Raw genomic sequence first — 23315 nt, forward strand, 5'->3', positions numbered from 1 at the left:
CATTGCGTGACGTAGAAGGAAGTACGGGCTCTTCCCCCTGCGGCTCGACGCCACGGCCGGGGTCTCCGGTCTGCTCCGACGCTATGCCGCAAGGTGAGACGAGCGGGGGGTATTCGGCCATTCTCGACATGCCCCGAGGGTGTGACGTCGCTCTCGGCAACGCCGCTACCAGGGCCGTTTCGGGTGCCCTCCGCCCGCGAAGACCAGCCACCGCCGCCCGGTCACGGAGGTGTTCCGTGCTCACCGGGCGCAGGGCAGGGGCGTCGACGCCCCCGCGAACTATCGCGCTGATCACGCCACCAAGGCTATCGCTCCTCACCCGGGAGCCGTCATGAGCCGTATGTGTACAAAAGAGGGGGTGGAACTTTGACGTTCTGCACAGCGACGCGGCGCCGGCTTGGCCGAGGGCGGGGTGGGCGGGACCGAAGTCCGGCTGCGGGTGAGTGGGGGCCGGTCGCGCGGTTCCCCGCGTCCCTGAAGGGGCGCTACCCCAGCCGCCTCCCACACAGTCGCGGGCCGTCGTGCCGCTGGGGCGGCACGGGTGGGCACGGGCGGGCACGGGCGGCACCCGGCAAGCGCCGGTGAGCGCCGGTGAACGACCCCACCCTCACCCGAGCCCCACCGCACCGGCGCCCGCGCCCAACCGGTCACGCCACGAGCCGCTGTGCCTCCTCGACCGCCTCCGCCAGGGAGTCCACGACCGGCACCCCGACCTCCTCCAGGCTCGCCCTGCCGTGCGACCCCCCGGTGTACAGCACCGCCTTCGCCCCCACGGCTCGCGCGGCCACCGCGTCGTCCGACGCGTCCCCGATCACCACGGTCCGCCCGGGCTGCACCTCCCCCAGCGACAGCAGATGCCGCACCATGTGCTCGGCCTTGCTGCCCCCGGACGGCCCGACCCGCCCCTCGACCCGTATGAAGTGCGGCTCGATCCCGAATCCGCGCACCAACGGCACGAGCTCGTCATGCGCGTACATGCTCAGCAGCGACTGGCTGCCCCCCGCCGTACGCCACCCGGCCAGCAGCTCGACCGCCCCGTCGGTCAGCCCGCACAGGCCGCGGTGCTCGGCGTAGTACCGGTGGAAGATCTCGTCCATGGCCTCCCACTCGGCCTCGCTCGGCAGCCGCCCCATCAGCCGCTCGTAGAACTTCGGCACCGGCACGCAGTACAGCGACCGGTACTGCTCCAGCGTGATCGGCGCCAGGCCCAGCTCGGCCGATGCCGCGTTCGTCGCCCCGATGATCGCGTCGTTGTCGTGGAACAGGGTCCCGTTCCAGTCCCAGACGATGTGCGCGCTTCCGTGCTTCCCCATGCCAAAAACGCTACCCGCCCGCACTGACAATCAAGACCGGCGACGCATCACCGCAGGTCACGGGTGTTCGAACGGGCCCCGTCGGCCCCGCTCAGCCGCCGAGCCCCACCAGGTTCGGGATCTCCTGCGTGGCGTACCAGAGCAGCTCGTGGTCCTCGGCCCCGTCCACGACGAACTGCGCGTCGTCGTCCCCGCCGTCCGCCGCCGGAAGAGCCCCGGCCGCCGCGGTCACGTCCTGCTCCGCGTCGTCGGAGTCGACGTGCACGGAGGCCGCCTCGGCCAGCGCGACCGTCCCGGTGACCCGCACCTCGCCCAGCGCCGCCGGGTCGAGCCCGCGGTCCGGGTCGGCCGCCGCCGTGCCGTCGGGGACGTCCACGGCGACCACGACCCGGCGCCGCGGCGCGCCCTGGTCGGCGGCCAGCAGCCGCAGGGAGGCGAGCGCGGCCCGGTTGAGCGCGGCGTACTCCAGTTCCTCTATGTCGTCGGAGAGGTACCACTCGCGCAGCGCGGGCGTGACGGCGTAGGCGACGAACGGACCGGTCCCCAGCTCGCCCGTCTTGTGCGCCTCGGCGAGCCCGGGGAGGGTCAGGGGGACGTAGACGCGCATGGGTGGCCGCTCTCTTCCGGACTCTTCGACTCTGCGTCTCCCGAAGGGCCTGGCGCCTCCCGGAGGGCCTTCAGGATACGTGCGGGCGTCCCCTTTCGGGTCCCGGGCGGTGACGTCGGGGACGTCCACCCGGCGCCCGGCGATTCACCCGGCACCGCCGCCCGCCCAGCGGGTTTCCCGCACCCCCGATCACTCGGATAGGTGAACCCTCCCAGGCCCTCGACACGGGGCGGCACCGCCTTGCCGCCGCCGTCCCGGCCCCCGTACAAGATCCCCAACCGCAAGTTACCGCCTGGTACCCGCCGGGCCCGCCGAACGGGGATCCCCCATGAACAAGGTCATGACCAGGACCGCCCAGCTCCGCCCGGGCACCCGCCCGCCCGGCCGCCGTGACTCCCGCCGCCCCGGCGCGTCCTCCCGCAGGCCTCTGACGCCTCCGGCGGCCCCGCCGGGCCCGCGCCCCACCGACCTCTTCGCGGAGCGCCTGCTGGCCGTCCTGAGCGGCCGCCGCCCCGTCCACTGGATGCTGCGGCACACGGCGGGACCCGCCTACGACGAACTCGCCCGCCTCGCCGAACTCGGCCCCCTGCGCACCCGCGGCACCGACCCGGTCGTCCGCGACATCGGCTACTACGTCCCTCGCGCCGGCGCCTTGGAGGTCTTCGCCCGCGTCGCCGCCGGCGACCAGCTGCGCGCCATGGCCTTCCGCCTGGAACAGGGCCAGGACCTGCGCTGGCGCTGCACAGCGGTGGAACTGGGCGGCCCCCGCACACCGCACGGCGGCTAGACCGCGCGGCGGCCGTCCCAGGTCGGGGCCGGGGCCACGGCTGCGGCAGACCCGTCCCAGCCCCCGCACCACCACGAGCCGAAGAACTGCCGGACCCACGTCACGAGCGGAAGTCCGCCGAACCCCCGGCCACAGGCCGAAAGCCCACCAGCCCGGTCACAGACCGAAGGGCCGGCCCCCCTTGCGGGGTGGCCGGCCCTGGTGAATCGCTGTCGGTGCTGGCGTTACTTCCTGCGACCGCGGCGGCTCTTCGCCTGCTTGCGGCGCTCGGCGCGGGTGAGACCGTCCGCCTCGGACCGGGCCGGCTCCTCGTCGTCGTAGTCGAAGTCGCCCTCGACGATGCCGCCCTCGCCGTCCACGGTGGCCGCGGAGAAGTGCATGCCCCGCCGCTGCGGCGCCTCCAGCCCCTTCGCACGGATCTCGGGACGAGAGCCCGCCTGGGCCGGCACCGCGTCCTGGACGCTCTCCGCGATCGCCTCGGTGTCCTCGACCGGGACCTCCTCGACCTGCTGCTCGACCTGGACCTCCAGGTTGAACAGGTAGCCGACGGACTCCTCCTTGATGCCGTCCATCATCGCGGTGAACATGTCGAAGCCCTCGCGCTGGTACTCGACCAGGGGGTCCTTCTGGGCCATCGCGCGCAGGCCGATGCCCTCCTGGAGGTAGTCCATCTCGTAGAGGTGCTCGCGCCACTTGCGGTCGAGGACCGAGAGCACGACCCGGCGCTCCAGCTCACGCATGATCTCGGAGCCGAGCTGCGCCTCGCGCGACGCGTACTGCTCGCGGATGTCGTCCTTGATGGACTCGGAGATGTACTCGGCGGTCAGACCGGCCCGGTCGCCGGCCGCCTCCTCCAGCTCGTCGATGGTCACCTTGACCGGGTAGAGCTGCTTGAAGGCGCCCCACAGACGGTCGAGGTCCCAGTCCTCCGGGAAGCCCTCGGCGGTCTCCGCACCCACGTACGCGTCGATCGTGTCGTCAGTGAAGTGCTGGATCTGCTCCTGCAGGTCCTCACCCTCCAGGACGCGGCGACGCTCGCCGTAGATGACCTCACGCTGGCGGTTGAGCACCTCGTCGTACTTCAGAACGTTCTTACGGGTCTCGAAGTTCTGCTGCTCGACCTGCGACTGCGCGGACGCGATCGCGCGGGTGACCATCTTGTTCTCGATCGGCACGTCGTCCGGCACGTTGGCCATGGACATCACGCGCTCCACCATCTGGGCCTTGAACAGGCGCATCAGGTCATCGCCGAGCGAGAGGTAGAAGCGGGACTCACCGGGGTCGCCCTGACGGCCGGAACGACCGCGCAGCTGGTTGTCGATCCGGCGCGACTCGTGCCGCTCGGTGCCGAGGACGTACAGGCCGCCGAGTTCCTTGACCTCTTCGAACTCGGCCTTCACCGCGCGCTCGGCCTTCTCCAGGGCCCCGGGCAGCGCCTGCGCCCACTCCTCGATGTGCTCCTCGGGGTCGAGGCCGCGCTGGCGCAGCTCCGCCTCGGCGAGGTCGTCCGGGTTGCCGCCGAGCTTGATGTCGGTACCACGGCCGGCCATGTTGGTGGCCACCGTCACGGCGCCCCTGCGGCCGGCCTGCGCGACGATCGACGCCTCCCGCTCGTGGTGCTTGGCGTTGAGCACCTCGTGCTGGATGCCGCGCTTGGAGAGCTGCTGCGAGAGGTACTCCGACTTCTCGACGGAGGTCGTGCCGACGAGGATCGGCTGGCCCTTCTCGTGCTTCTCCGCGATGTCGTCGACGACCGCCTCGAACTTGGCGACCTCGGTGCGGTAGATCAGGTCCGACTGGTCCTTGCGGACCATCGGCCTGTTCGTCGGGATCGGGACCACGCCGAGCTTGTAGATCTGGTGGAACTCGGCGGCCTCGGTCATGGCCGTACCGGTCATGCCGGACAGGCCGGGCTGTTCCTTGCCGTCGTGGTCGTGGCGCTTGTAGAGGCGGAAGAAGTTCTGCAGGGTGATCGTGGCGAGGGTCTGGTTCTCGTCCTTGATGTCCACCCCTTCCTTCGCCTCGATCGCCTGGTGCATGCCCTCGTTGTAGCGGCGGCCGGCGAGGATACGACCGGTGTGCTCGTCGACGATCATGACCTCGCCGTCCATGACGACGTAGTCCTTGTCCTTCTTGAAGAGCTCCTTCGCCTTGATGGCGTTGTTCAGGTAGCCCACCAGAGGGGTGTTGACCGACTCGTAGAGGTTGTCGATGCCCAGCCAGTCCTCGACCTTGGAGACGCCGGACTCGTGGATCGCGACCGTGCGCTTCTTCTCGTCGACCTCGTAGTCGCCGGTCTCCTCGATGCCCTTGAGCGGGTTGCCGGCCTCGCCCCGCTTCAGGCGCAGGACCAGCTTGGCGAAGTCGCCGTACCACTTGGTGGCCTGGTCGGCCGGGCCGGAGATGATCAGCGGCGTACGGGCCTCGTCGACCAGGATGGAGTCGACCTCGTCGACGATGGCGAAGTTGTGGCCGCGCTGGACGAGCTCGTCCTGGGACCACGCCATGTTGTCGCGCAGGTAGTCGAAGCCGAACTCGTTGTTCGTGCCGTACGTGATGTCCGCCGCGTACTGCTCGCGGCGCTGGGCCGGCGACATGTTGGCCAGGATGCAGCCGACGTTCAGGCCCAGGAACTTGTGGACACGGCCCATCATCTCGGAGTCGCGCTCGGCCAGGTAGTCGTTGACCGTGATGAGGTGGACGCCCTTGCCCGACAGCGCGTTGAGGTACGCGGGGAGGGTGCCGACGAGGGTCTTGCCCTCACCGGTCTTCATCTCGGCCACGTAGCCGAGGTGGAGGGCGGCGCCACCCATGATCTGCACGTCGTAGTGGCGCTGGCCGAGGGCGCGCTTGGCGGCCTCGCGGACGGTGGCGAACGCCTCGGGGAGCAGGTCGTCGAGGCTCTCTCCGTCGGCGTAGCGCTGCTTGTACTCATCGGTGAGGGCCCGCAGCTCGGCGTCGGAGAGGTCGACGAAGTCCTCTTCGATGGAGTTGACCTGGTCCGCGATGCGGTGCAGCTTGCGCAGGATCTTGCCTTCGCCTGCACGCATGATCTTCGAGAGGACGGACACGGGGGTTTGTCTCCTTGCCGGTCGGGCCTGGGACGGTCGGTTTCCATTGGACGTACTGAGCAACGGCCATCGTATGCGAGGACCCGGCCGCGCCGGGAGGCCTGGCGGCACGACGGCCGTCCGCTGCTTTCCCGAGGGCTCCACGAGCCCCCTTCGTGCGACTCCTCCGGGTGGGTATTCGGTTGTGCCGGTTGGTGTCGCCCGGTTGTTTTCCGCTTCATCGCCGCTTCACAGGGGACAACGGCCGGGGCATGTGGATAGTGCCGCATCCGCCGAGGAATTGCGCGAACCGTGATCACCCGGTCACGGAACGCGAAATGGATGGCGTGCCGGGCGCCGGGCCGAGCAGAATCAGCCGATGGAACCCGTCACGCTCGTCACCCCCCGCCTGCTGCTGCGCACGGTCGGCCCGCAGGACACCGAAGCGGTGTACACGGCCGTCCAGGACCCGGACATCCAGCGCTGGACGACGATTCCCTCGCCCTATCTCCCGGAACACGCCCGGAGCTTCACCGAGCAGCTGGTCCCCGACGGCTGGGCCGAGGGTTCGATGTTCACCTTCGGCGTCTTCCTGCCGACGGGGGAGCTGGCCGGGATGCTCGGCCTGACCATGCGCTCCCTGGGGACGGCCGAGGTGGGTTTCTGGGCCGCCAAGGAGTTCCGCGGCCGCGGCTACATCACCGAGGCCACCCTCGCGGCCGCCCGGTGGGGGTTCACGCAACTGGCGATCGACCGGGTCGAGTGGCGTGCCGAGGTCGGCAACCAGGGCTCCCGCGCGGTCGCGGAACGCGCCGGTTTCACCATCGAGGGCACCCTCCGCTCCGCCCTCAACAACAAGGGTGTACGACGCGACGGCTGGGTGGGCTCCCTGCTGCCGTCGGACCTGGGCCTGCCCTCCGCCGCGCCGTACCTGCCGGGCCCTTCGCAGGGATGAAACCCCAGGTCGTACGGGACTGTCAGTGCCACCCTCTATCGTCCGAGCCATGACGACCCTTCCGCGCCCCACCGCCGCCCTCTCGGCGGACGAAGCCCGCCGTATCGCCCTGAGGGCACAGGGTTTCCTCGGCGCCCCCGACCGCCGCGCGGGCGTGCGGGGCGTGCTCCGCCACCTCGGCGCGGTCCAGCTCGACACCATCTCGGTCCTCGCCCGCTCCCACGAACTCATCCCGTACGCCCGCCTCGGCGCCGTCGGCCGCAAGGCGGTCGAGGCCGCCTACTGGACGGCAGGATCTCTCGGCGCGCCTCCGGCACGACCCCACGCGTTCGAGTACTGGTCGCACGCGGCCTGCATCCTGCCGATCGAGGAGTGGCCGCACTTCGCCTTCCGCCGCCGCGCCTACCGCGACCGCCCGCACTGGAGCCACGAACTCCCCGACGGCGCCTACGACCAGGTCATCAAGCAGCTGCGCGCCGAAGGCCCGCTGACCGCCACGGAGTTGGGCGGCGCGAAGAAGACCAGCGAGTGGTGGGACTGGTCCGGCACCAAGGTCGCCGTGGAGCGCGCGCTGATGTACGGCGAGGTGGTGTGCGTCCAGCGGCGCGGCTGGAAGCGGGTGTACGACCTCGCCGAGCGCGCGGTCCCGGACACGTTGCTGCACGACGATCTGGACGACACCGAGTGCCTGCGCCGCCTGGTCCGGCTGGCCGGTCAGTCGCTGGGCGTGGGCACGCGCGCGGACATCGCCGACTACCACCGGCTCAAGGCCGAGCAGGTCGACGCGGTGATCGCCGACTCGGGCCTGGTCCCGGTGGAGGTGGAGGGCTGGTCCAAGCCCGCCTGGGCGGACCCGGCGGCCCTGGCCACACCTCCGCGCGGCCGGCACCGTACGACTCTGCTCTCCCCCTTCGACTCCCTGATCTGGGACCGGGCTCGCACCGAGCGGATCTTCGGCTTCACCCACCGTCTGGAGGCGTACGTCCCGAAGCCCAAGCGGGTGTACGGCTACTACGCGATGCCGGTGCTGGCCGGCGGCCGCCTGGTGGGCCGGGTCGACCCGGCGCGTGAGGCCGGCGGCATCCTGGTGGCACGCCAGGTCACGCTGGACGGCCCGAAGGCGGTTCCGGCGGTGGCCGAGGCGCTCGCCGAAGCGGCGAGCTGGGTGAACTGCACGACGGTGCGCGTGGAGCGGGTGGACACCCCGGAACTGCGCGAGCCGCTCGTCCGGGACGTCACCCGCGCGCTGATGACCGCGCTGCGCTGACCGGGGTCGGCGGACTCAGCGGATCTCCAGGATCTTCTCCCGCATCGCGTAGACCACCGCCTCCATCCTGGAGTGCAGCTGCAGCTTCTCCAGGATGTTGCGCACATGGTTCTTCACGGTGTTCTCGGAGATGAACAACTCCTTCGCGATATCGCGGTTGTTCATGCCCGTGGCGACGAGTTTGAGTACTTCGAGTTCTCGGTCGGTGAGCCGTGGCGCCGGCACCAGCCGGCGCTCGTCGGTGCGCTGGATCATCGACTTGAACTCGGTGAGGAGTTTCGACGCCATGGAAGGGCTGATCTGCGACTGCCCGTCGGCCACCGCGCGAATGGCGGTGGCCACCTCGTCCGTCGAGATCTCCTTGAGGAGATATCCGGTCGCGCCCGCCTTGATCGCCTCGTAGAGATCGGCCTCTTCGTCACTGATCGTCAGCATGATGATCTTCGCGCTGGGCGCGACCTCCTTGATGGAGGTGCAGGCCTCGATACCACCGCGTTTGGGCATCCGGACATCCATCAGCACGATGTCCGGCAGCAGGTCGGCGGCCTTGTCGACGGCCTCGGCACCGTCGCCCGCCTCCCCGACGACCTGGATGTCCTCCTCGGCGGCGAGCACGATCTCCAGACCGCGGCGGAAGAGGGCATGGTCGTCCACGACAAGGACTCGGATCGGTTCCTTGCGCGAAGTGGCCCCCGCGTCCGGGCCCAGGCCGACGACGCCGCCGTCGGCGTCGTCCTGCATCGGTCCGAAGCTGTCCGCCATCGTTCCTCCCCCTGAAGGCTGTGGCCTGTGGTGCTGTGCCATCGCCAACCCAAGGCAGCGGCCCACCGGTTGGACCGTTGCGGCCATGATTCCATGCCCGGGCGGCAACGCGGAGACAGAGCGGGACGCAAAGTGGTCGCACACCGGTGCCCCCGGGGGCGCACACACGCTTCCAGGGGCACAGGCTCAGCTGCCGGGCGGGCGGGTCAGCCGCCCAGCGTGCCTCCCGCCGCCGGGGGTTGCACCTGGGCGACCATCGGGTCCGTGCTGAGGTGGATGACGCCGTAGTCGTACGCGTGTCGCCGGTAGACGACGCTCGGCTCCTTGGTCTCGGAGTCGACGAACAGATAGAAGTCGTGTCCGACCAGTTCCATCTCGTAGAGGGCCTGGTCGAGGCTCATCGGGGAGGCGACGTGGGTCTTCTCGCGGACGATGAGGGGGCCTTCACCCTTCACCTCCAGGGAACCGATCTTCTTGGTGGGCACACCATCGGGCTCTTCCGCCCGGACGGGGCTGCCGTTCCCGTTGAGCGTCGCCGCGTCCGGGACGTGGTCGGGGACCTCGGCGGCAGAGATCCGCTGTGCGCCACGGCGCGAGAACCGCTTGTCGTGCTGCTTGCGCAGCCGCGCGTCCAGCTTCTCCGCCGCCAGGTCGAGTGCCGCGTACGGGTCGCTGGCCGCTGCCTCCGCCCGGATCACCGGACCGCGGGAGCGGAGCGTGATCTCCACTCGGTCGCAACGGTCGGCCTGTCGGGGGTTGGGCTCCTTGGACACCTCGACGTCGAGGCTGATCACCTTGCCGTCGAGCTTCTGGATCTTCTCCAGCTTCAGCTTCTCGGCCACGTGCTTGCGGAACCGCTCGGGCACCTCGGTCTTGCGGCCCTTGACGACGATGTCCACGCAGAACTCCGTTCCCGGAGCGCTCCGCTTCACTGGCGGAGCATCTCCCTTTTTGCACCCGACTCCGGTGAACCCCGGAGCCTCGGACTCGGCGACTTCACCTCCTCCTCCCCCATGGGCAAGATCTGCACCCCAGCACCGCGATGATTGCGGAAAACCCGCGGCACGGCATTCGGATACGGGAGGCACGGCCTGCGGCTTTCTCCCTCACAACCGAACATATCTCGCCCGGACGGATGTCGTCACCCTCTACTGATGCGTACCTCCATTCAGGTGAATTGGCCCGGTCACTACCTGCAACGATGAGCGTTCGCAGTCAGTTCCGGTTCATTTCGAAAGAATCCGGTACGGCCGCGACCACAGCCGCACGGAGCGGCCATGCGAGGGAGTTCCCCTCGGCCATTCCCGGTGCGTCCCGTGTCCACCTCGCTCGTTCTTCTCTCGGTCCGGCCGTCCGTTCCTCCCTTCCTTCCCAAGCCGCGCGCCGATACACAGCCGTTGTCTCCTCTCCTGCCCATCCAGGCCCTGTCGCCTCCCGTACCGCACGCGCCGCCTCCGCGAGGGTCGCGCCGGTCGTGACGAGGTCGTCGACGAGGACGACACGGCCACCCGCGAGCAGCCGGGCACCGCCGGACGTCACCTCCAGCGCGCCGTCGAGGTTCACCAGCCGCTGCCGTGAGTTGAGCCCCGACTGGTCGGCCACGGCCCGCCGCTGCCGCAGCACCGGGGCGACCCGGGCCGCGACCCCGGTGCGGCGCAGCTCCGTGGCCGCCGCGAGGGCGATCCGGCGCACCGGATCGTGTCCCCGCGCCCGCACGGCCCACGGCGCGGAGGGCACCGGCACGAGCAGCAGGGGGCCACCGACGTCACCCGTCGCGCCGTCGGCCCAGGACGTCACGATCCTGACGGTCCGGGCCGTCCGGGCCGTCCGGCTCTCCCGTAGCCCGGCCCGTACCGCTCCCGCCAGAGCCGTGCCCAGGGCCCCGGCGAGCGCCAGCGCGCCCCGTTCCTTGTGGGCGAGGAGAGCCGCCCGTACCTCGTCCGCGTAGAGCGCCGCCGCGTACACCGACGGCAGCCCGGGCGGCTCCGGCACCGGTCGCACCCGGCGCGGTACGGCCCCGTCCAGGGCGGCACGGCACTCGGCACAGAGCACCGTGCGAGGCGAACCGCAGCCTCCGCACTCGGCCGGGAGCACCAGGTCGGTGAGGTCCTGCCACCACCCCCGCATGTGTCCACTGTGCCCATGCCCGGCCGCACCGGCCACCCCTGTGGACAACTGCGTGTGGACAACTCCAGACGACCCGTACGACGCGTCACCCACACGGGTGAGGTGACCGGTGTTCCACCCGAGAACGGTCGCCCTGGGCCCACAGCGCCCGGGCGCTCCGCACAAGGTCGTCCCGGCCGCCCGGACAACGGGCGCCCCGTCCGAACAGGACGGCCGCCCCGCCGGCTCCGCGCCGGACCGGGACGGCCGCTCTCACGCCACCTTCGGGCTCAGCCCGGATAGACCGGCGCCGAACCGTCCTTGACCACCTTCTGCCACTGCGCCCCGGACGGCAGCCGGACGATCCCGTCGTCCTGCGAGCGGGCCACCAGCGGTACCCGGTCGTCCTCGGACGCGGCGATCGCCAGGACACCCGTGAGGGCCGCGGGCGCCAGCCCGTCCGGCGTGGAGCCGTCGACCTGGACGTACCGCGTCTGCTGCACGCCGCCCTGTTCGCGCCCGACCACCACGAGACGGCTGTCCCCGGCCCAGGACATCGCGGTGACCTCCTCGGAACCAGGAGTGGCGGAACGCAGTTCGAGGACCGAAACCTCCTGCTGGTCATCGGACTTGGTGCGCTCGATCCGCCCCACGAGCAGCGACTGCTTGCCGTCCTTCTCCACGACGAGTGCGATCCGCACCCCGTCGGCGGCGACCCGCACGTCCTCGATACGGCCGTCCAGCTCGGGGATCTGCACCGCCAGCGGCTGTCCGACGCCCTGCGCCAGCATGTACAGCTGCGGCTTGGCGGGATCCCGGTCGGCCACCCACAGGTCGCCCCGGGCGTCCCAGCTCGGCGCCGTCAGCCGTTCGCCCTCGGTCGCTCCGTGGCTGGTCAGCACGGCGTCGCCCAGCGAGCCGTCCGACGCGAGCGAGGTGACGTACAGCGACTTGGCGTCGCCGGTGACCCCGGCCGCGGTCCGCTCGTCGCGGGCGACCGCCACCGACCGCAGCGACTTGGTGCCCGCGCCGAACGGGCCCGGCACGGCGACCGCGCTGGTGCCGGTACCGCCGGTCGTCATCCGCACCAGCCGGTGCTTGCCGTCGAGGAAGTAAAGGTAGTCGGGCCGCTTGGCGGACGGGCGCCAGGCGGTGGCCTCGGCCTGATCCTCGGTGACGTCGCACATCCGGCCGCCGTTGACGGAATGCAGCGCGACCGACTCCACGGTGGGCGTCAGGCTCCGCAGCGTGAACAGCAACTGGGTCGCCATCTCGGTGCACTTGGCCGACCCGATCCGGGACGCCTTGACGTTCAGCGGCACGGTGACCTGGTTCTGGTCGTCCGGCGTCAGCCCGGACACACCCTTCTTCAGCGCCGTACCGGTCGGGAAGCTCGACCGGACCACCGGGCCGAGCCAGGTGGTGGGGCCCTTGATCAGCGAACGCACCAGCTGGGTCGTCGGATCCACCGGGCTGCGGACGAAGACCGGATCGGCGACCGCCACCGGCTGCCCGGTCTCCCCGGCCGACGTGTCCGAGGCGAAGTAGTACTTGTTGACGGACGTGTAGTTGCGCTGGAAGTCGGACTTGCCCATCACGACGCCCTGCGGCAGCGCGTCGATCCGCCACTGCCCGCTCTTGGCGTCCTTCGTCAGATGCACCGTCCGCTGGTACGCCCCGGCGACGGGCGTGTACGCCTGCTGCGCGTCGACCGTGGCCACCCGGCTGCCCTGCAGCGAGTAGGTGATGCTGTTCGTGCCGTCCCGGCCGGCCGGGCGCGGGTCGGTCTGGATGCTCGGCCCGTTCGCCAGCACCGTCGCCTGCGACTCCGGCCGCCAGCTCTTCGCGGCGGCCGTGCTCAGATACTTGCGCGCCGTGTCATAGCGCGGGTCGTCGCTGGTCAGAGCCTCCAGGAAGCCCTGGACGATCTCGGTGGAGGAGGCGTCCTGCTGGGGTGGCATGGCGAACACCCGCACCTGCGTGTCCTGCCGGGGCGTGGACTCGACATCCCGCAGGTCGCCGCTGTCCGGCATGGAGGCACAGCCCGCCAGCAGTACGGCCCCGCAGGCGGCGTACGCCGCCGCGCGCACCGGTCCTGGCCGCGCGCTCCCCTCGCGGTCAGCGACCACGAAATGCCTCCCCTGGTTTGTTCGACTCGTCCTGCCCGCCGACGCTCCCGTCGTCCGCCGGGCCGGTCCCGGGCGTGCCCTCCTGGCGCCGGGCGCCTCCGCTGGGCCTGGGCACCACCCGCGCACCGTTGCCGGGCAGCGCGGTCGGGTCGGCGGTCGGGGCCACGGTGGCCATCCGCTGTGCCATGGGCGCGAGTGCCGCCCCCTGTCCGCCGCCGGACTGCACCGGCACGGTGGCCCGCTTGCCCTCGCCGCCGCTCGGCAGACCGGCGTCACTGAGGCCCCGGTTGCGCCGGGAGTCCTTGGGTTCCAGGGGTATCGGCGAGCCTCGCAGCGGCTCGTCAGCGGTCCTCGGCAGCGTCAGCCGGAACTGCGAACCGCCCCCCGGTTCCCCCCACGCCTGCAGCCAGCCGCCGTGCAGCCGCGCGTCCTCCAGGGCGATCGACAGCCCCAGGCCCGTACCGCCGGTGGTACGCGCGCGTGCCGGGTCCGCCCGCCAGAAGCGGCTGAAGACCCGGGTCGCCTCGCCGGGCTTGAGCCCGACACCGTAGTCGCGCACCGCGATCGCGACCGCCCCGCCGGCCGACGCCAGCTTGACGATGACATCTTTACCCTCGCCGTGCTCGACGGCGTTGACCACCAGGTTGCGCAGTACCCGCTCCACGCGCCGGGCGTCCGCCTCGGCGACCACGGGCTGCAGGTCGCCGAGCACCCGTATGTGCGTGCCCTTGCGCTCCGCGAGCGGCGCGGCCCCGCTGACCACCCGCCGTACGACCTCCCTGAGGTCTATCGGCTCGGCCTCCAGCGCCGCCGCGCCCGCGTCGAAGCGGCTGATCTCCAGCAGGTCGGCGAGGAGCGACTCGAACCGGTCCAGCTGGTCGGCGAGGAGCTCCGCGGACCGCGCGGTCACCGGGTCGAAGTCCTCGCGCGCCTCGTGGATGACGTCGGCCGCCATCCGCACGGTCGTCAACGGTGTACGCAGCTCGTGCGACACGTCCGACACGAACCGGCGCTGCATCCGCGACAGGTCCTCCAGCTGCTGGATCTTCAACTGGAGGTTCTGCGCCATCTTGTTGAAGGCCTCGCCGAGACGCGCGATGTCGTCCTCGCCGGTGACCTTCATCCGCTCCTGGAGCCGCCCGGCGGACAGCCGCTCGGCGATCCCGGCCGCCATCCGCACCGGCGTGACGACCTGCCGCACCACCAGCCAGGCGATGGCCCCGAGCAGTACGACGACGAAGAGCCCGGCGGTCGCGAGCGTGCCCTTGACCAGGCTGAGGGACTTCTCCTCCTGGGTGAGCGGGAAGAGGTAGTACAGCTCGTACGGGTCGCTGTTCGGGTCGTTGACCTGCTTGCCGATGACCAGGGCGGGCTGCGACTCCTTGTCGCTGTCCTTGTAGACGATCCGCGTGTAGCTCTGCGCGGCCGTCATGCTGGCGTTGATCCGCGTGCGCAGGTCGTCGGGGACGCTGGATGTCGGGTCGACCTGGCCGGAGGCACGTGGTCCGCGCCCGCCGCCACTGTTGTCGCCCGCGGGCAGCGTCACCACGTCGAAGGCGCCCTGACCACCGCTGGAGAGGGACTCGACGAGATCGCTCATCCACGGGGTGAGGTTCTGCGACTGCCGGCCGTCCGCCGACACAGCGGTGTCACCGGTGCCGGCCGCGGCTTCGTCGGCCTTCTGCTTGGCCACCGCGAAACCCCCGGTGGCCTGGCTCTGCGAGGCCTTCACCTTGGCGTCCAGCAGGCCGTTGCGCACCTGCCCGATGACGACGAATCCGAGCAGCAGCACGACGCCCAGCGACATCAGCAGGGTGGTGACGACGACCTTGAGCTGGATGTTGCGCCGCCACAACCGCATGACCGGCAGCAACGGCCGCCGCACCCAGCGCATGAACAGCCTTAGCACCGGGCTGCCCTGGACCCCGCCCTGCAGCAGGCCGCCCTCGAAGAGCGTCGCCCAGCGCGAACGGGGCCTCTTTCCGCCGACAGGCCGCTCCGGACGGTCCCCGGACCGGCCGGGGGCCGAAGCAGCACTGTCTCCGGACATGTCAGCTCGGTCCGGCCTTGTATCCGACGCCACGGACGGTCACCACGATCTCCGGCCGCTCCGGGTCCTTCTCGACCTTGGAGCGCAGCCGCTGGACGTGAACGTTGACAAGACGGGTGTCCGCCGCGTGCCGGTAGCCCCAGACCTGTTCCAGGAGCACCTCACGCGTGAACACCTGCCACGGCTTGCGGGCGAGCGCGACCAGCAGGTCGAACTCCAGCGGGGTCAGCGCGATCGACTGCCCGTCCCGCTTCACCGAGTGCCCGGCCACGTCGATGACCAGGTCACCTATGGCGAGCTGCTCCGGCGCCGGCTCCTCGGACCTCCGCAGCCTGGCCCGGATCCGGGCGACCAGCTCCTTCGGCTTGAACGGCTTCACGATGTAGTCGTCCGCGCCCGACTCCAGGCCCACGACCACATCGACGGTGTCGCTCTTCGCCGTGAGCATCACGATCGGCACCCCGGACTCCGCCCTGATCAGACGGCAGACCTCGATACCGTCCCGACCGGGCAGCATCAGGTCCAGCAGCACCAGATCGGGCTTGGTCTCACGGAAAGCGGCCAGCGCCTTGTCGCCGTCGGCTACGAAAGACGGCTCAAAACCTTCACCACGCAACACAATGCCGAGCATCTCGGCCAGTGCGGTGTCGTCGTCGACGACAAGGACTCGTCCCTTCATAAACGACATCATCCCATTCTCATAACAGTGAAGGTTGCGCAGGTGACCAGGGTCACCGGCCAGTGACGATAGCCGCAGGGGGCCGTCACTGTCTGCCCCCGCCCGCCGACGTCGATGTCAGTGACGGTGTCGGCCCGTTCGCAGACGGGCGACCGGGTGATGGAGCATCCCGCGGATGTCACCCTCTGACGTCACGGCCCCTTCGTCTGCGAATCACCGCAGGTCGAGGCCGTTGCCGTCGATCGAGCCGCCATCGTCCGATCAGCTGATCGTCACCCGGCGTGACCTGGCACACAGCTCGGCAAGAGCCTCGGCCGTCACGGGCGAAACGGCGCCTTCCTCGGTGACGATCGCCGTCACCAGCTCGGGCGGCGTCACGTCGAACGCCGGGTTGTACGCCTGGGTCCCCAGCGGCGCCACCGGAATCCCGCCCCCCGCTCCCGTCACCGGCACCTGTGGTGCTGTGACCTCGGTCACCTCATATCCGGGGCGCTGTTCGACCTCGATGGACGCACCGTCCGGCGTCTCCAGATCCACCGTCGTCACCGGCGCCACCACGATGAAGGGCACATGGTGGTACCGCGCGAGCACCGCGAGCGGATAGCTCCCCACTTTGTTCGCCACCGATCCGTCGGCCGCGATCCGGTCCGCCCCGATCAGCACCGCGTCCACCTCCCCCGCCGCGAACAGCGAACCCGCCGCGTTGTCGGTGAGCAAGGTGTACGCCATGCCGCTGCGAGCCGCCTCGTATGCCGTCAGGCGAGCGCCTTGCAGCAACGGACGCGTTTCGTCCACCCAGAGCCGCCGCAGCCGCCCCACGCGATGCGCCTGGAGGGCCACCGCGAACGCCGTTCCCTCGCCTCCCGACACCAGCGACCCGGTGTTGCAGTGCGTCAGGATCCGGTGCCCTCCGCCCGGCAGCAACTCGTCCAGCAGCGCCAGCCCGTGCCCGGCCATCCGGACGCTGGCCTCGGCGTCCTCCCGGTGCAGAGCCCGCGCCGCGACCAGTGCCGCCACGGCCGCGGCCCCGCTGTCACCGCCCTTGGCCAGAGCCGACCGGTAGGCCGATACGGCCCTGCGCACCCCGACGGAAAGATTCACGGCCGTCGGCCGGGCACCCGCCAGCGCCACCGCGGCCTCGTCCACGTCGAAACCCCGCACGGCGGCGAGCGCGACGCCGTACGCCCCCGCTATCCCGAGCAGCGGCGCCCCGCGCACCGCGAGCGTCCGGATCGCCTCCACCAGCGCGGACGCATCCGTGCACACCAGCTCGACCTCCTCGGCCGGCAGTCTGGTCTGGTCAAGAAGGACCACTACGGGGCCCTCGGGCGGCTCCTCCCACCGGATCACGGGCATTCCTGTCGGCCGCTTGTCCTCGCCGGTTTGCGCGTACTGATCAGCCATGCGGTCAGTCTGCCCCGTATCCGGCGGACAATTGAAGGTGCGGAGCCTGTACCGCGGCAGGTCACTGGGTGACCGCCCCATGGCACGATGGCAGCCAACCTGCCACCGCGACCGCGGACGGGCACCGTGAAGGAGCTTCGATGAACGACACTCCGGGCTGGGCCTCGCCCGGATCCGCCCCGTCCGACGGGCGGGAACCCGGCGCGTCCGCCCCTGCCGACCGCCCCGTCCCCGCAGGCCCTGCCGAGCAGCCCACCGAGCAACCGGGTACGGACCCACAGGGCTCCGGCTCGAAGTGGTCCACGGACCAGCCCCCGCCCGGCCAGTGGTCCGCGCCCACGGGCGCCCCGGCACCAGGCCAGGCACCGCCGCCCCCACCCCCCGGCCCCGGCTGGGGCAATCAGCCCCCCGGCGGCGGCTACGGAGGTTACGGCGGGCCCGGTGGGCCCGGCGGTTACGGCGGTCCGGGCGGCGGCTACGGCCCGCCCGGCGGATACGGAGCCTGGGGCGGCGGCTGGGGCGGCCCCCCGCCCGCGGCCAAGCCCGGTGTGATCCCGCTGCGCCCGCTCGGCGTCGGCGAGATCCTCGACGGCGCCGTCTCCACCATGCGCACCTACTGGCGCACGGTCCTCGGCATCTCGCTGACGGTCGCCGTCGTCACCCAGGTCGCGGTGATCCTCCTCCAGGGCCTCGTCCTGAACGACACCGAGACCACCGACACCCTCAACGACCCGAGCGCCTCCTTCAGCGAGGTGTCCCGCGCCGCGGGCGAGGTCATGGCCAGTTCGGGCGCCGTCCTGCTGATCACGCTGGTCGGCACCATCATCGCGACGGCCCTGCTGACCACCGTCACCAGCCGCGCCGTGCTCGGCAAGTCCGTGACCACCGGCGAGGCCTGGCGCGACGCGCGCCCACAGGTCGTCAAGCTGTTCGGCCTCATCGTCCTGATGGGACTCATCGCGGTCGGCGTCCTGCTCGTCGGCGCACTGCCCGGCATCGTCGTCGCGATCGCCGGCGGCCCCGGCGGCGCCATCGCCGCACTGCTCGTCGTGGGCCTCCTCGCGGGCTGCGTCGTCACCCTCTGGCTGTTGATCCGCTTCTCCCTGGCCTCCCCCGCCCTGATGCTGGAGAAGCAGAGCATCACGAAGTCGATGGGGCGCTCCGTCAAGCTGGTCCGTGGCTCCTGGTGGCGGGTCTTCGGCATCCAGATCCTGGCGACGATCATCGCCAACATCGTCTCCTCGATCGCCGTCATCCCCTTCGCCGTAGCCGCCGCCATCCTCAGCGGCGACGGCTTCTCCGGCTTCCTCGAGAGCACCAACGCCCACGTCGGCTGGACGTTCCTCATCGTCAGCGGCATCGGCTCGGTGATCGGCTCCATGCTCACCTTCCCGATCAACGCGGGCGTCACCGTGCTCCTCTACATCGACCAGCGCATCCGCCGCGAGGCCCTCGACCTCGAACTGGCCCGCGCCGCCGGTGTCGAGAACTACGGCACCAGCACCCCCGGCACCGTCCCGGGGAGCTGATGCGGTGAGTCCGACGGGGGGAGTTCTCACAGCGGTGCCCGCGGCCCTGCCGCGCGCCGCCGAAGAGGCCGTACGCGGCCTGCTACGGGCCCGGGAGACGGCCCTGCTGTCGCTGGCCGGCTCGGGCGACGAACCGCCCGTGACGATCCCGCGCGACCCCGCACGGGAGGCGGCACGGCATGAGCTGTCCAAGCGGATGTACCACGAGAACGACCCCGGGCTGTTCCAGCGCGCCCTGAACGCCTTCCTGGACTGGGTCGGCCGCATGCTCTCCGCCGCCTCGTCCGCGACGCCCGGAGGCGCGCTGGGCCTCGTCGTCGTGGTCCTGGCCGTCATCGCCGTCCTCGGCGCCCTGTGGTGGCGCCTGGGCACCCCACGCCGCCGGCCCGTCTCCGCCGCCGCCCTGTTCGACGACCGCCCCCGCAGCGCCGCCGAACACCGCGCGGCCGCCGAGGCGCACGCCGCCCAGGGCCACTGGAACCAGGCACTCCAGGAACGCATGCGCGCCGTCGTCCGCGCCCTGGAGGAACGCGCCCTGCTCGACGCCCGCCCGGGCCGCACCGCAGACGAGGCCGCCGCCGAAGCCGGCCGCGTCCTGCCCGCCCACACGGACCGGCTGCGCGCCGCCGCCCGGGACTTCGACGACGTGACGTACGGCGGCCGCAGGGCGACCCAGGCGTCGTACGAACGCATCGCCGAACTCGACCGCGACCTGGAACGCACCAAACCGATGCTCGCCAGCAGTACCCCGAGCACGGCCCACAACACCCGCCAGGGGGCCGCCGAATGACCACCGGCGTAGCCCTTCCGCCCACCTCCACCGCACCCACCACCCGTCAGGTGTGGACCCGGACCCGGGGCATCGTCCTCGCCGTGGTGCTCCTGCTGGCCGGTGCCGTGGCCATCGCGGTCGTCCGCTCCGACAGCAGGCACGGAGACCTCGACCCGCGCTCCGCCGACCCCTACGGCAGCCGCGCGGTCGCCGAACTCCTGGCCGACCGGGGCGTGTCCACCCGTGTGGTCACCACCCTGGCCGAGGCCCGGGCCGCGGCCGGCCGCGACACCACCCTGCTCGTCGCCGTCCCCGACCTGCTCACCCCGGGGCAGCAGTCCCAACTGCGGGTGTCGACCGCCGGATCGGGCGGCCGCACGATCCTGGTCGCCGCCGGCAGCACGTCCGTCGAACGGCTCGCCCCCGGCGTCACCGCCGACCCCGCCACCAGCCTGAAGTCCACGCTCGACCCCCACTGCGGCCTGGCCGAGGCCCGCCGCGCGGGCAGCGCCGACACCGGTGGCATCCGCTACACCACCACCCACCTCGACGCCGACTCCTGCTACCCCAGCCAGCGTCTGGCCACGCTGCTCCGCATCCCCGCGGCCTCCGGAGGCGGCGACACCATCGTCCTCGGCGCGCCCGACATCCTGCTCAACGACCGGCTCGACGAACAGGGCAACGCCTCGCTCGCCCTGCAACTCCTCGGCTCCCGCCACCATCTGGTCTGGTACCTCCCCTCGCTCTCCGACGCCTCGGCCACCGGTACGGGCGACCAGAAGTCCCTGTTCGACCTGCTCCCCTCCGGCTGGCTCTGGGGCACACTCCAGCTCTTCTTCGCCGCGGTCCTGGCCGCCTTCTGGCGGGCACGCCGACTCGGCCCCCTGGTACCCGAGAAACTCCCCGTGGCGATCCGCGCCTCCGAAACCGTCGAAGGCCGCGCCCGCCTCTACCGCAAGGCCAACGCCCGCGACCGCGCGGCCGCCGCTCTTCGCTCCACCGCCCGCACCCGCCTCGCCCCCCTCGTCGGCGTCCCCGCCTCCCAGGCGGACGCGCCCGAGGCCCTGCTCCCCGCCCTCTCCGCCCACCTCCACGGCGACGGTCAGGCCCTGCACTCCCTTCTCTTCGGACCGCCGCCCGGCGACGACACGGCCCTCATCGCCCTCACCGACCAACTCGACGCCCTCGAAAGAGAGGTACGCCGTCCATGATGGACCCGACCACCGACAACGCCGGGAACACCGGGAACCCGGCCGACGCCCGAGCCTCCCTGGAGGCCCTGCGCGCCGAGATCGCCAAAGCCGTGGTCGGCCAGGACCCCGCCGTGACCGGCCTCGTCGTCGCCCTCCTCTGCCGCGGACACGTGCTACTTGAAGGAGTCCCCGGAGTCGCCAAAACGTTGCTCGTGCGCGCCCTCGCCTCGGCACTCGAACTGGACACCAAACGAGTCCAGTTCACCCCCGACCTCATGCCGAGCGACATCACGGGCTCCCTCGTCTACGACACCCGCACCGCCGAGTTCTCCTTCCAGGCCGGCCCGGTCTTCACCAACCTCCTCCTCGCGGACGAGATCAACCGCACCCCGCCCAAGACCCAGTCGTCCCTCCTCGAAGCCATGGAGGAACGCCAGGTCACGGTGGACGGCACACCGCGCCCGCTCCCTGACCCGTTCCTGGTCGCCGCGACCCAGAACCCGGTCGAGTACGAGGGCACATACCCTCTCCCCGAAGCCCAACTCGACCGCTTCCTCCTCAAACTGACGATCCCTCTCCCCTCCCGCCAGGACGAGATCGACGTCCTCACCCGCCACGCAGAGGGCTTCAACCCACGCGACCTGCGTGCCGCCGGCGTACGCCCGGTGGCCGGCCCCGCCGACCTCGAGTCCGCCCGCGCCGCGGTCGCCAAGACGACCGTCTCCCCCGAGATCACCGCCTACGTGGTGGACATCTGCCGTGCCACCCGTGAGTCGCCGTCCCTCACCCTCGGCGTCTCCCCGCGCGGCGCCACCGCACTTCTTGCCACCTCGCGCGCCTGGGCGTGGCTGACCGGCCGCGACTACGTCATCCCCGACGACGTCAAGGCCCTCGCCCTGCCCACCCTCCGCCACCGTGTCCAACTCCGCCCCGAGGCCGAGATGGAGGGCGTGACGGCCGACTCCGTCATCAACGCGATCCTCGCCCACGTCCCGGTCCCCCGCTGATGCCCCTCACCGGACGCGCCGCCCTCCTCGCGGCCATCGGATCGATCCCCATCGGCATCTGGGAACCGAGCTGGACGGGCTTCCTCGCCGTCAACGGCCCGCTCGCCCTGGCCTGCGCCTGCGACTTCACCCTGGCTGCTCCGGTACGGCGCCTCGTGCTGTCCCGCTCCGGTGACACGTCCGCGCGCCTCGGCGAGACCGCCGACATCGCCCTCACCGTGACCAACCCGTCCGGACGCACCCTCCGGGCCCGGCTCAGGGACGGCTGGCCGCCCAGCAGTTGGCAGCCCGGCTCGGAGATCGACGCTTCACGCCACCACCTCACCGTCCCACCGGGCGAACGCCGGCGCGTGACAACCCGCCTGCGCCCCACCCGCCGTGGCGACCGCCAGGCAGACCGCGTCACGATCCGCTCCTACGGCCCCCTCGGCCTGTTCTCCCGCCAGGGCGGCCACAGAGTGCCCTGGACCGTACGGGTTCTGCCCCCGTTCACCAGCCGCAAGCACCTGCCGTCGAAACTCGCCCGATTGCGTGAACTCGACGGCCGCACGAGCGTCCTGACCCGCGGCGAGGGCACGGAATTCGACAGCCTGCGCGAGTACGTTCCCGGCGACGACACCCGTTCCATCGACTGGCGAGCCACGGCTCGGCAGTCGGCGGTCGCCGTACGCACCTGGCGCCCCGAACGTGACCGGCACATCCTCCTGGTCCTCGACACCGGCCGCACCTCCGCCGGCCGTGTCGGCGACGCCCCCCGTCTGGACGCCTCGATGGACGCGGCGCTCCTCCTCGGTGCCCTCGCCTCCCGCGCGGGCGACCGCGTGGATCTGCTTGCCTACGACCGCCGGGTCCGTGCCGTCGTCCAGGGCCGCGCTGCGGGCGATGTCCTTCCGTCCCTGGTCAACGCGATGGCCACGCTGGAGCCGGAGCTCGTCGAAACGGACGCGCGCGGGCTCACGGCCACGGCGCTCCGTACGGCTCCACGCCGTTCCCTGATCGTCCTTCTGACGACGCTCGACGCGGCACCGGTCGAACAGGGTCTGCTTCCCGTGCTCTCCCAACTGACCCAACGCCATACAATTCTGCTCGCTTCTGTGGCCGACCCGCATGTCGCCCGTATGGCGACGGCACGCGGAAACGCCGACGCGGTGTACGAGGCGGCGGCAGCAGCGCAGGCGCAGAGCGAACGGCACCGCACGGCGGAGCAACTCCGTCGGCACGGTGTGACGGTTGTGGACGCGACGCCTGAAGATCTCGCTCCCGCACTGGCCGACGCATACCTGGCCTTGAAAGCGGCGGGCCGGCTCTGAAAATCGGTGGCAGGCCCGCCGGTGGGCCTGCCAATTCCCCCGCGAATACAAAAAGCGTCCTAAACGCGAAAGAGCCCCACACCGTGAGGTGTGGGGCTCTTTCCTAAAATTTGTTCGGCGGTGTCCTACTCTCCCACAGGGTCCCCCCTGCAGTACCATCGGCGCTGTAAGGCTTAGCTTCCGGGTTCGGAATGTAACCGGGCGTTTCCCTCACGCTATGACCACCGAAACACTATGAAACTGTTCAGCCGCACCACACCCTGTGGCCCAGGGCATGGGGCTGTTCGTGGTTTCAGAACCAACACAGTGGACGCGAGCAACTGAGGACAAGCCCTCGGCCTATTAGTACCGGTCACCTCCACACCTCACGGTGCTTCCAGATCCGGCCTATCAAC

At 71.1% G+C, this 23315-nt stretch carries 18 protein-coding genes and 1 rRNA gene; 8 read left to right on the forward strand and 11 right to left on the reverse strand.

The window, feature by feature from the left end:
- Positions 1-647 precede the first annotated feature (647 nt).
- Together ABZ642_RS29900 and ABZ642_RS29905 are read right to left on the reverse strand one after the other, a co-directional pair.
- Positions 648-1313: an HAD family hydrolase gene (locus tag ABZ642_RS29900; protein WP_360489538.1), complete on the reverse strand. Its 666-nt coding sequence runs from the start codon at positions 1311-1313 to the stop codon at positions 648-650.
- Between the two features lie 91 nt (positions 1314-1404).
- Entirely contained in the window at positions 1405-1920 is a 516-nt protein-coding gene (locus ABZ642_RS29905; protein WP_360489539.1) for a hypothetical protein, read from the reverse strand.
- A gap of 328 nt (positions 1921-2248) precedes the next feature.
- Between ABZ642_RS29905 and ABZ642_RS29910 the strand changes: the two genes are divergently transcribed.
- Entirely contained in the window at positions 2249-2707 is a 459-nt protein-coding gene (locus ABZ642_RS29910) for an Rv3235 family protein (protein ID WP_360489540.1), read from the forward strand.
- Positions 2708-2931: 224 nt separating this feature from the next.
- On the opposite strand, the gene secA is transcribed toward ABZ642_RS29910, so the two are convergent.
- Positions 2932-5778 (reverse strand): preprotein translocase subunit SecA, encoded by a 2847-nt coding sequence (secA, locus tag ABZ642_RS29915; protein ID WP_360489541.1) that lies wholly within the window; start codon positions 5776-5778, stop codon positions 2932-2934.
- A gap of 358 nt (positions 5779-6136) precedes the next feature.
- On the opposite strand from secA, the gene ABZ642_RS29920 reads away from it, so the two are divergent.
- Both ABZ642_RS29920 and ABZ642_RS29925 read left to right on the forward strand, forming a co-directional pair.
- A complete protein-coding gene (locus ABZ642_RS29920) occupies positions 6137-6712 on the forward strand; it encodes a GNAT family N-acetyltransferase (protein ID WP_360489542.1) in 576 nt (191 codons plus the stop codon).
- Positions 6713-6761: 49 nt separating this feature from the next.
- Positions 6762-7979 (forward strand): crosslink repair DNA glycosylase YcaQ family protein, encoded by a 1218-nt coding sequence (locus ABZ642_RS29925; RefSeq protein ID WP_360489543.1) that lies wholly within the window; start codon positions 6762-6764, stop codon positions 7977-7979.
- 15 nt (positions 7980-7994) lie between these two features.
- Here the strand turns inward: ABZ642_RS29925 and ABZ642_RS29930 are convergent, their stop codons facing one another.
- From ABZ642_RS29930 to mtnA, 7 genes are all read right to left on the reverse strand, one after another.
- A complete protein-coding gene (locus ABZ642_RS29930; RefSeq protein WP_360489544.1) occupies positions 7995-8741 on the reverse strand; it encodes a response regulator transcription factor in 747 nt (248 codons plus the stop codon).
- 206 nt (positions 8742-8947) lie between these two features.
- A complete protein-coding gene (gene raiA, locus ABZ642_RS29935; protein WP_360489545.1) occupies positions 8948-9673 on the reverse strand; it encodes a ribosome-associated translation inhibitor RaiA in 726 nt (241 codons plus the stop codon).
- A gap of 283 nt (positions 9674-9956) precedes the next feature.
- Entirely contained in the window at positions 9957-10868 is a 912-nt protein-coding gene (locus tag ABZ642_RS29940) for a ComF family protein (RefSeq protein ID WP_360489546.1), read from the reverse strand.
- Positions 10869-11137: 269 nt separating this feature from the next.
- Positions 11138-12976 carry an LpqB family beta-propeller domain-containing protein gene (locus ABZ642_RS29945; RefSeq protein WP_360489547.1) on the reverse strand — a complete coding sequence of 613 codons (1839 nt, stop codon included), beginning with the start codon at positions 12974-12976 and terminating at the stop codon, positions 11138-11140.
- The gene (gene mtrB, locus ABZ642_RS29950) at positions 12966-15026 is read right to left on the reverse strand and encodes an MtrAB system histidine kinase MtrB (RefSeq protein ID WP_360489548.1); all 2061 of its coding nucleotides are present in this window, start codon (positions 15024-15026) and stop codon (positions 12966-12968) included. The genes ABZ642_RS29945 and mtrB overlap by 11 nt, the downstream gene beginning before the upstream one ends.
- Before the next feature lies 1 nt (position 15027).
- On the reverse strand, positions 15028-15717 hold the full coding sequence (gene mtrA / locus ABZ642_RS29955; RefSeq protein WP_015659998.1) for a two-component system response regulator MtrA: 690 nt from the start codon (positions 15715-15717) through the stop codon (positions 15028-15030).
- Between the two features lie 249 nt (positions 15718-15966).
- Positions 15967-17109: an S-methyl-5-thioribose-1-phosphate isomerase gene (gene mtnA, locus ABZ642_RS29960; protein ID WP_360489549.1), complete on the reverse strand. Its 1143-nt coding sequence runs from the start codon at positions 17107-17109 to the stop codon at positions 15967-15969.
- A 140-nt stretch (positions 17110-17249) separates the two neighbouring features.
- On the opposite strand from mtnA, the gene ABZ642_RS29965 reads away from it, so the two are divergent.
- From ABZ642_RS29965 to ABZ642_RS29985, 5 genes are read left to right on the forward strand one after another with little or no spacing between them, the layout of a single operon-like run.
- Entirely contained in the window at positions 17250-18638 is a 1389-nt protein-coding gene (locus ABZ642_RS29965) for a hypothetical protein (protein WP_360489550.1), read from the forward strand.
- A 34-nt stretch (positions 18639-18672) separates the two neighbouring features.
- Positions 18673-19428: a DUF4129 domain-containing protein gene (locus ABZ642_RS29970; RefSeq protein WP_360489551.1), complete on the forward strand. Its 756-nt coding sequence runs from the start codon at positions 18673-18675 to the stop codon at positions 19426-19428.
- A complete protein-coding gene (locus ABZ642_RS29975) occupies positions 19425-20621 on the forward strand; it encodes a DUF4350 domain-containing protein (RefSeq protein WP_360489552.1) in 1197 nt (398 codons plus the stop codon). The genes ABZ642_RS29970 and ABZ642_RS29975 overlap by 4 nt, the downstream gene beginning before the upstream one ends.
- Entirely contained in the window at positions 20621-21610 is a 990-nt protein-coding gene (locus ABZ642_RS29980; protein ID WP_360489565.1) for a MoxR family ATPase, read from the forward strand. The genes ABZ642_RS29975 and ABZ642_RS29980 overlap by 1 nt, the downstream gene beginning before the upstream one ends.
- Positions 21610-22920, forward strand: coding sequence for a DUF58 domain-containing protein (locus tag ABZ642_RS29985; RefSeq protein ID WP_360489553.1), 1311 nt, complete (start codon positions 21610-21612; stop codon positions 22918-22920). Before ABZ642_RS29980 ends, ABZ642_RS29985 begins: the two co-directional genes overlap by 1 nt.
- A 112-nt stretch (positions 22921-23032) precedes the next feature.
- Here ABZ642_RS29985 and rrf read toward each other — a convergent pair.
- Positions 23033-23149: ribosomal RNA gene (gene rrf / locus ABZ642_RS29990) — 5S ribosomal RNA — on the reverse strand.
- Between the last annotated feature and the right edge of the window lie 166 nt (positions 23150-23315).

The sequence above is a fragment of the Streptomyces sp. NPDC007157 genome, assembly GCF_040634235.1.
Lineage (GTDB): Bacteria > Actinomycetota > Actinomycetes > Streptomycetales > Streptomycetaceae > Streptomyces.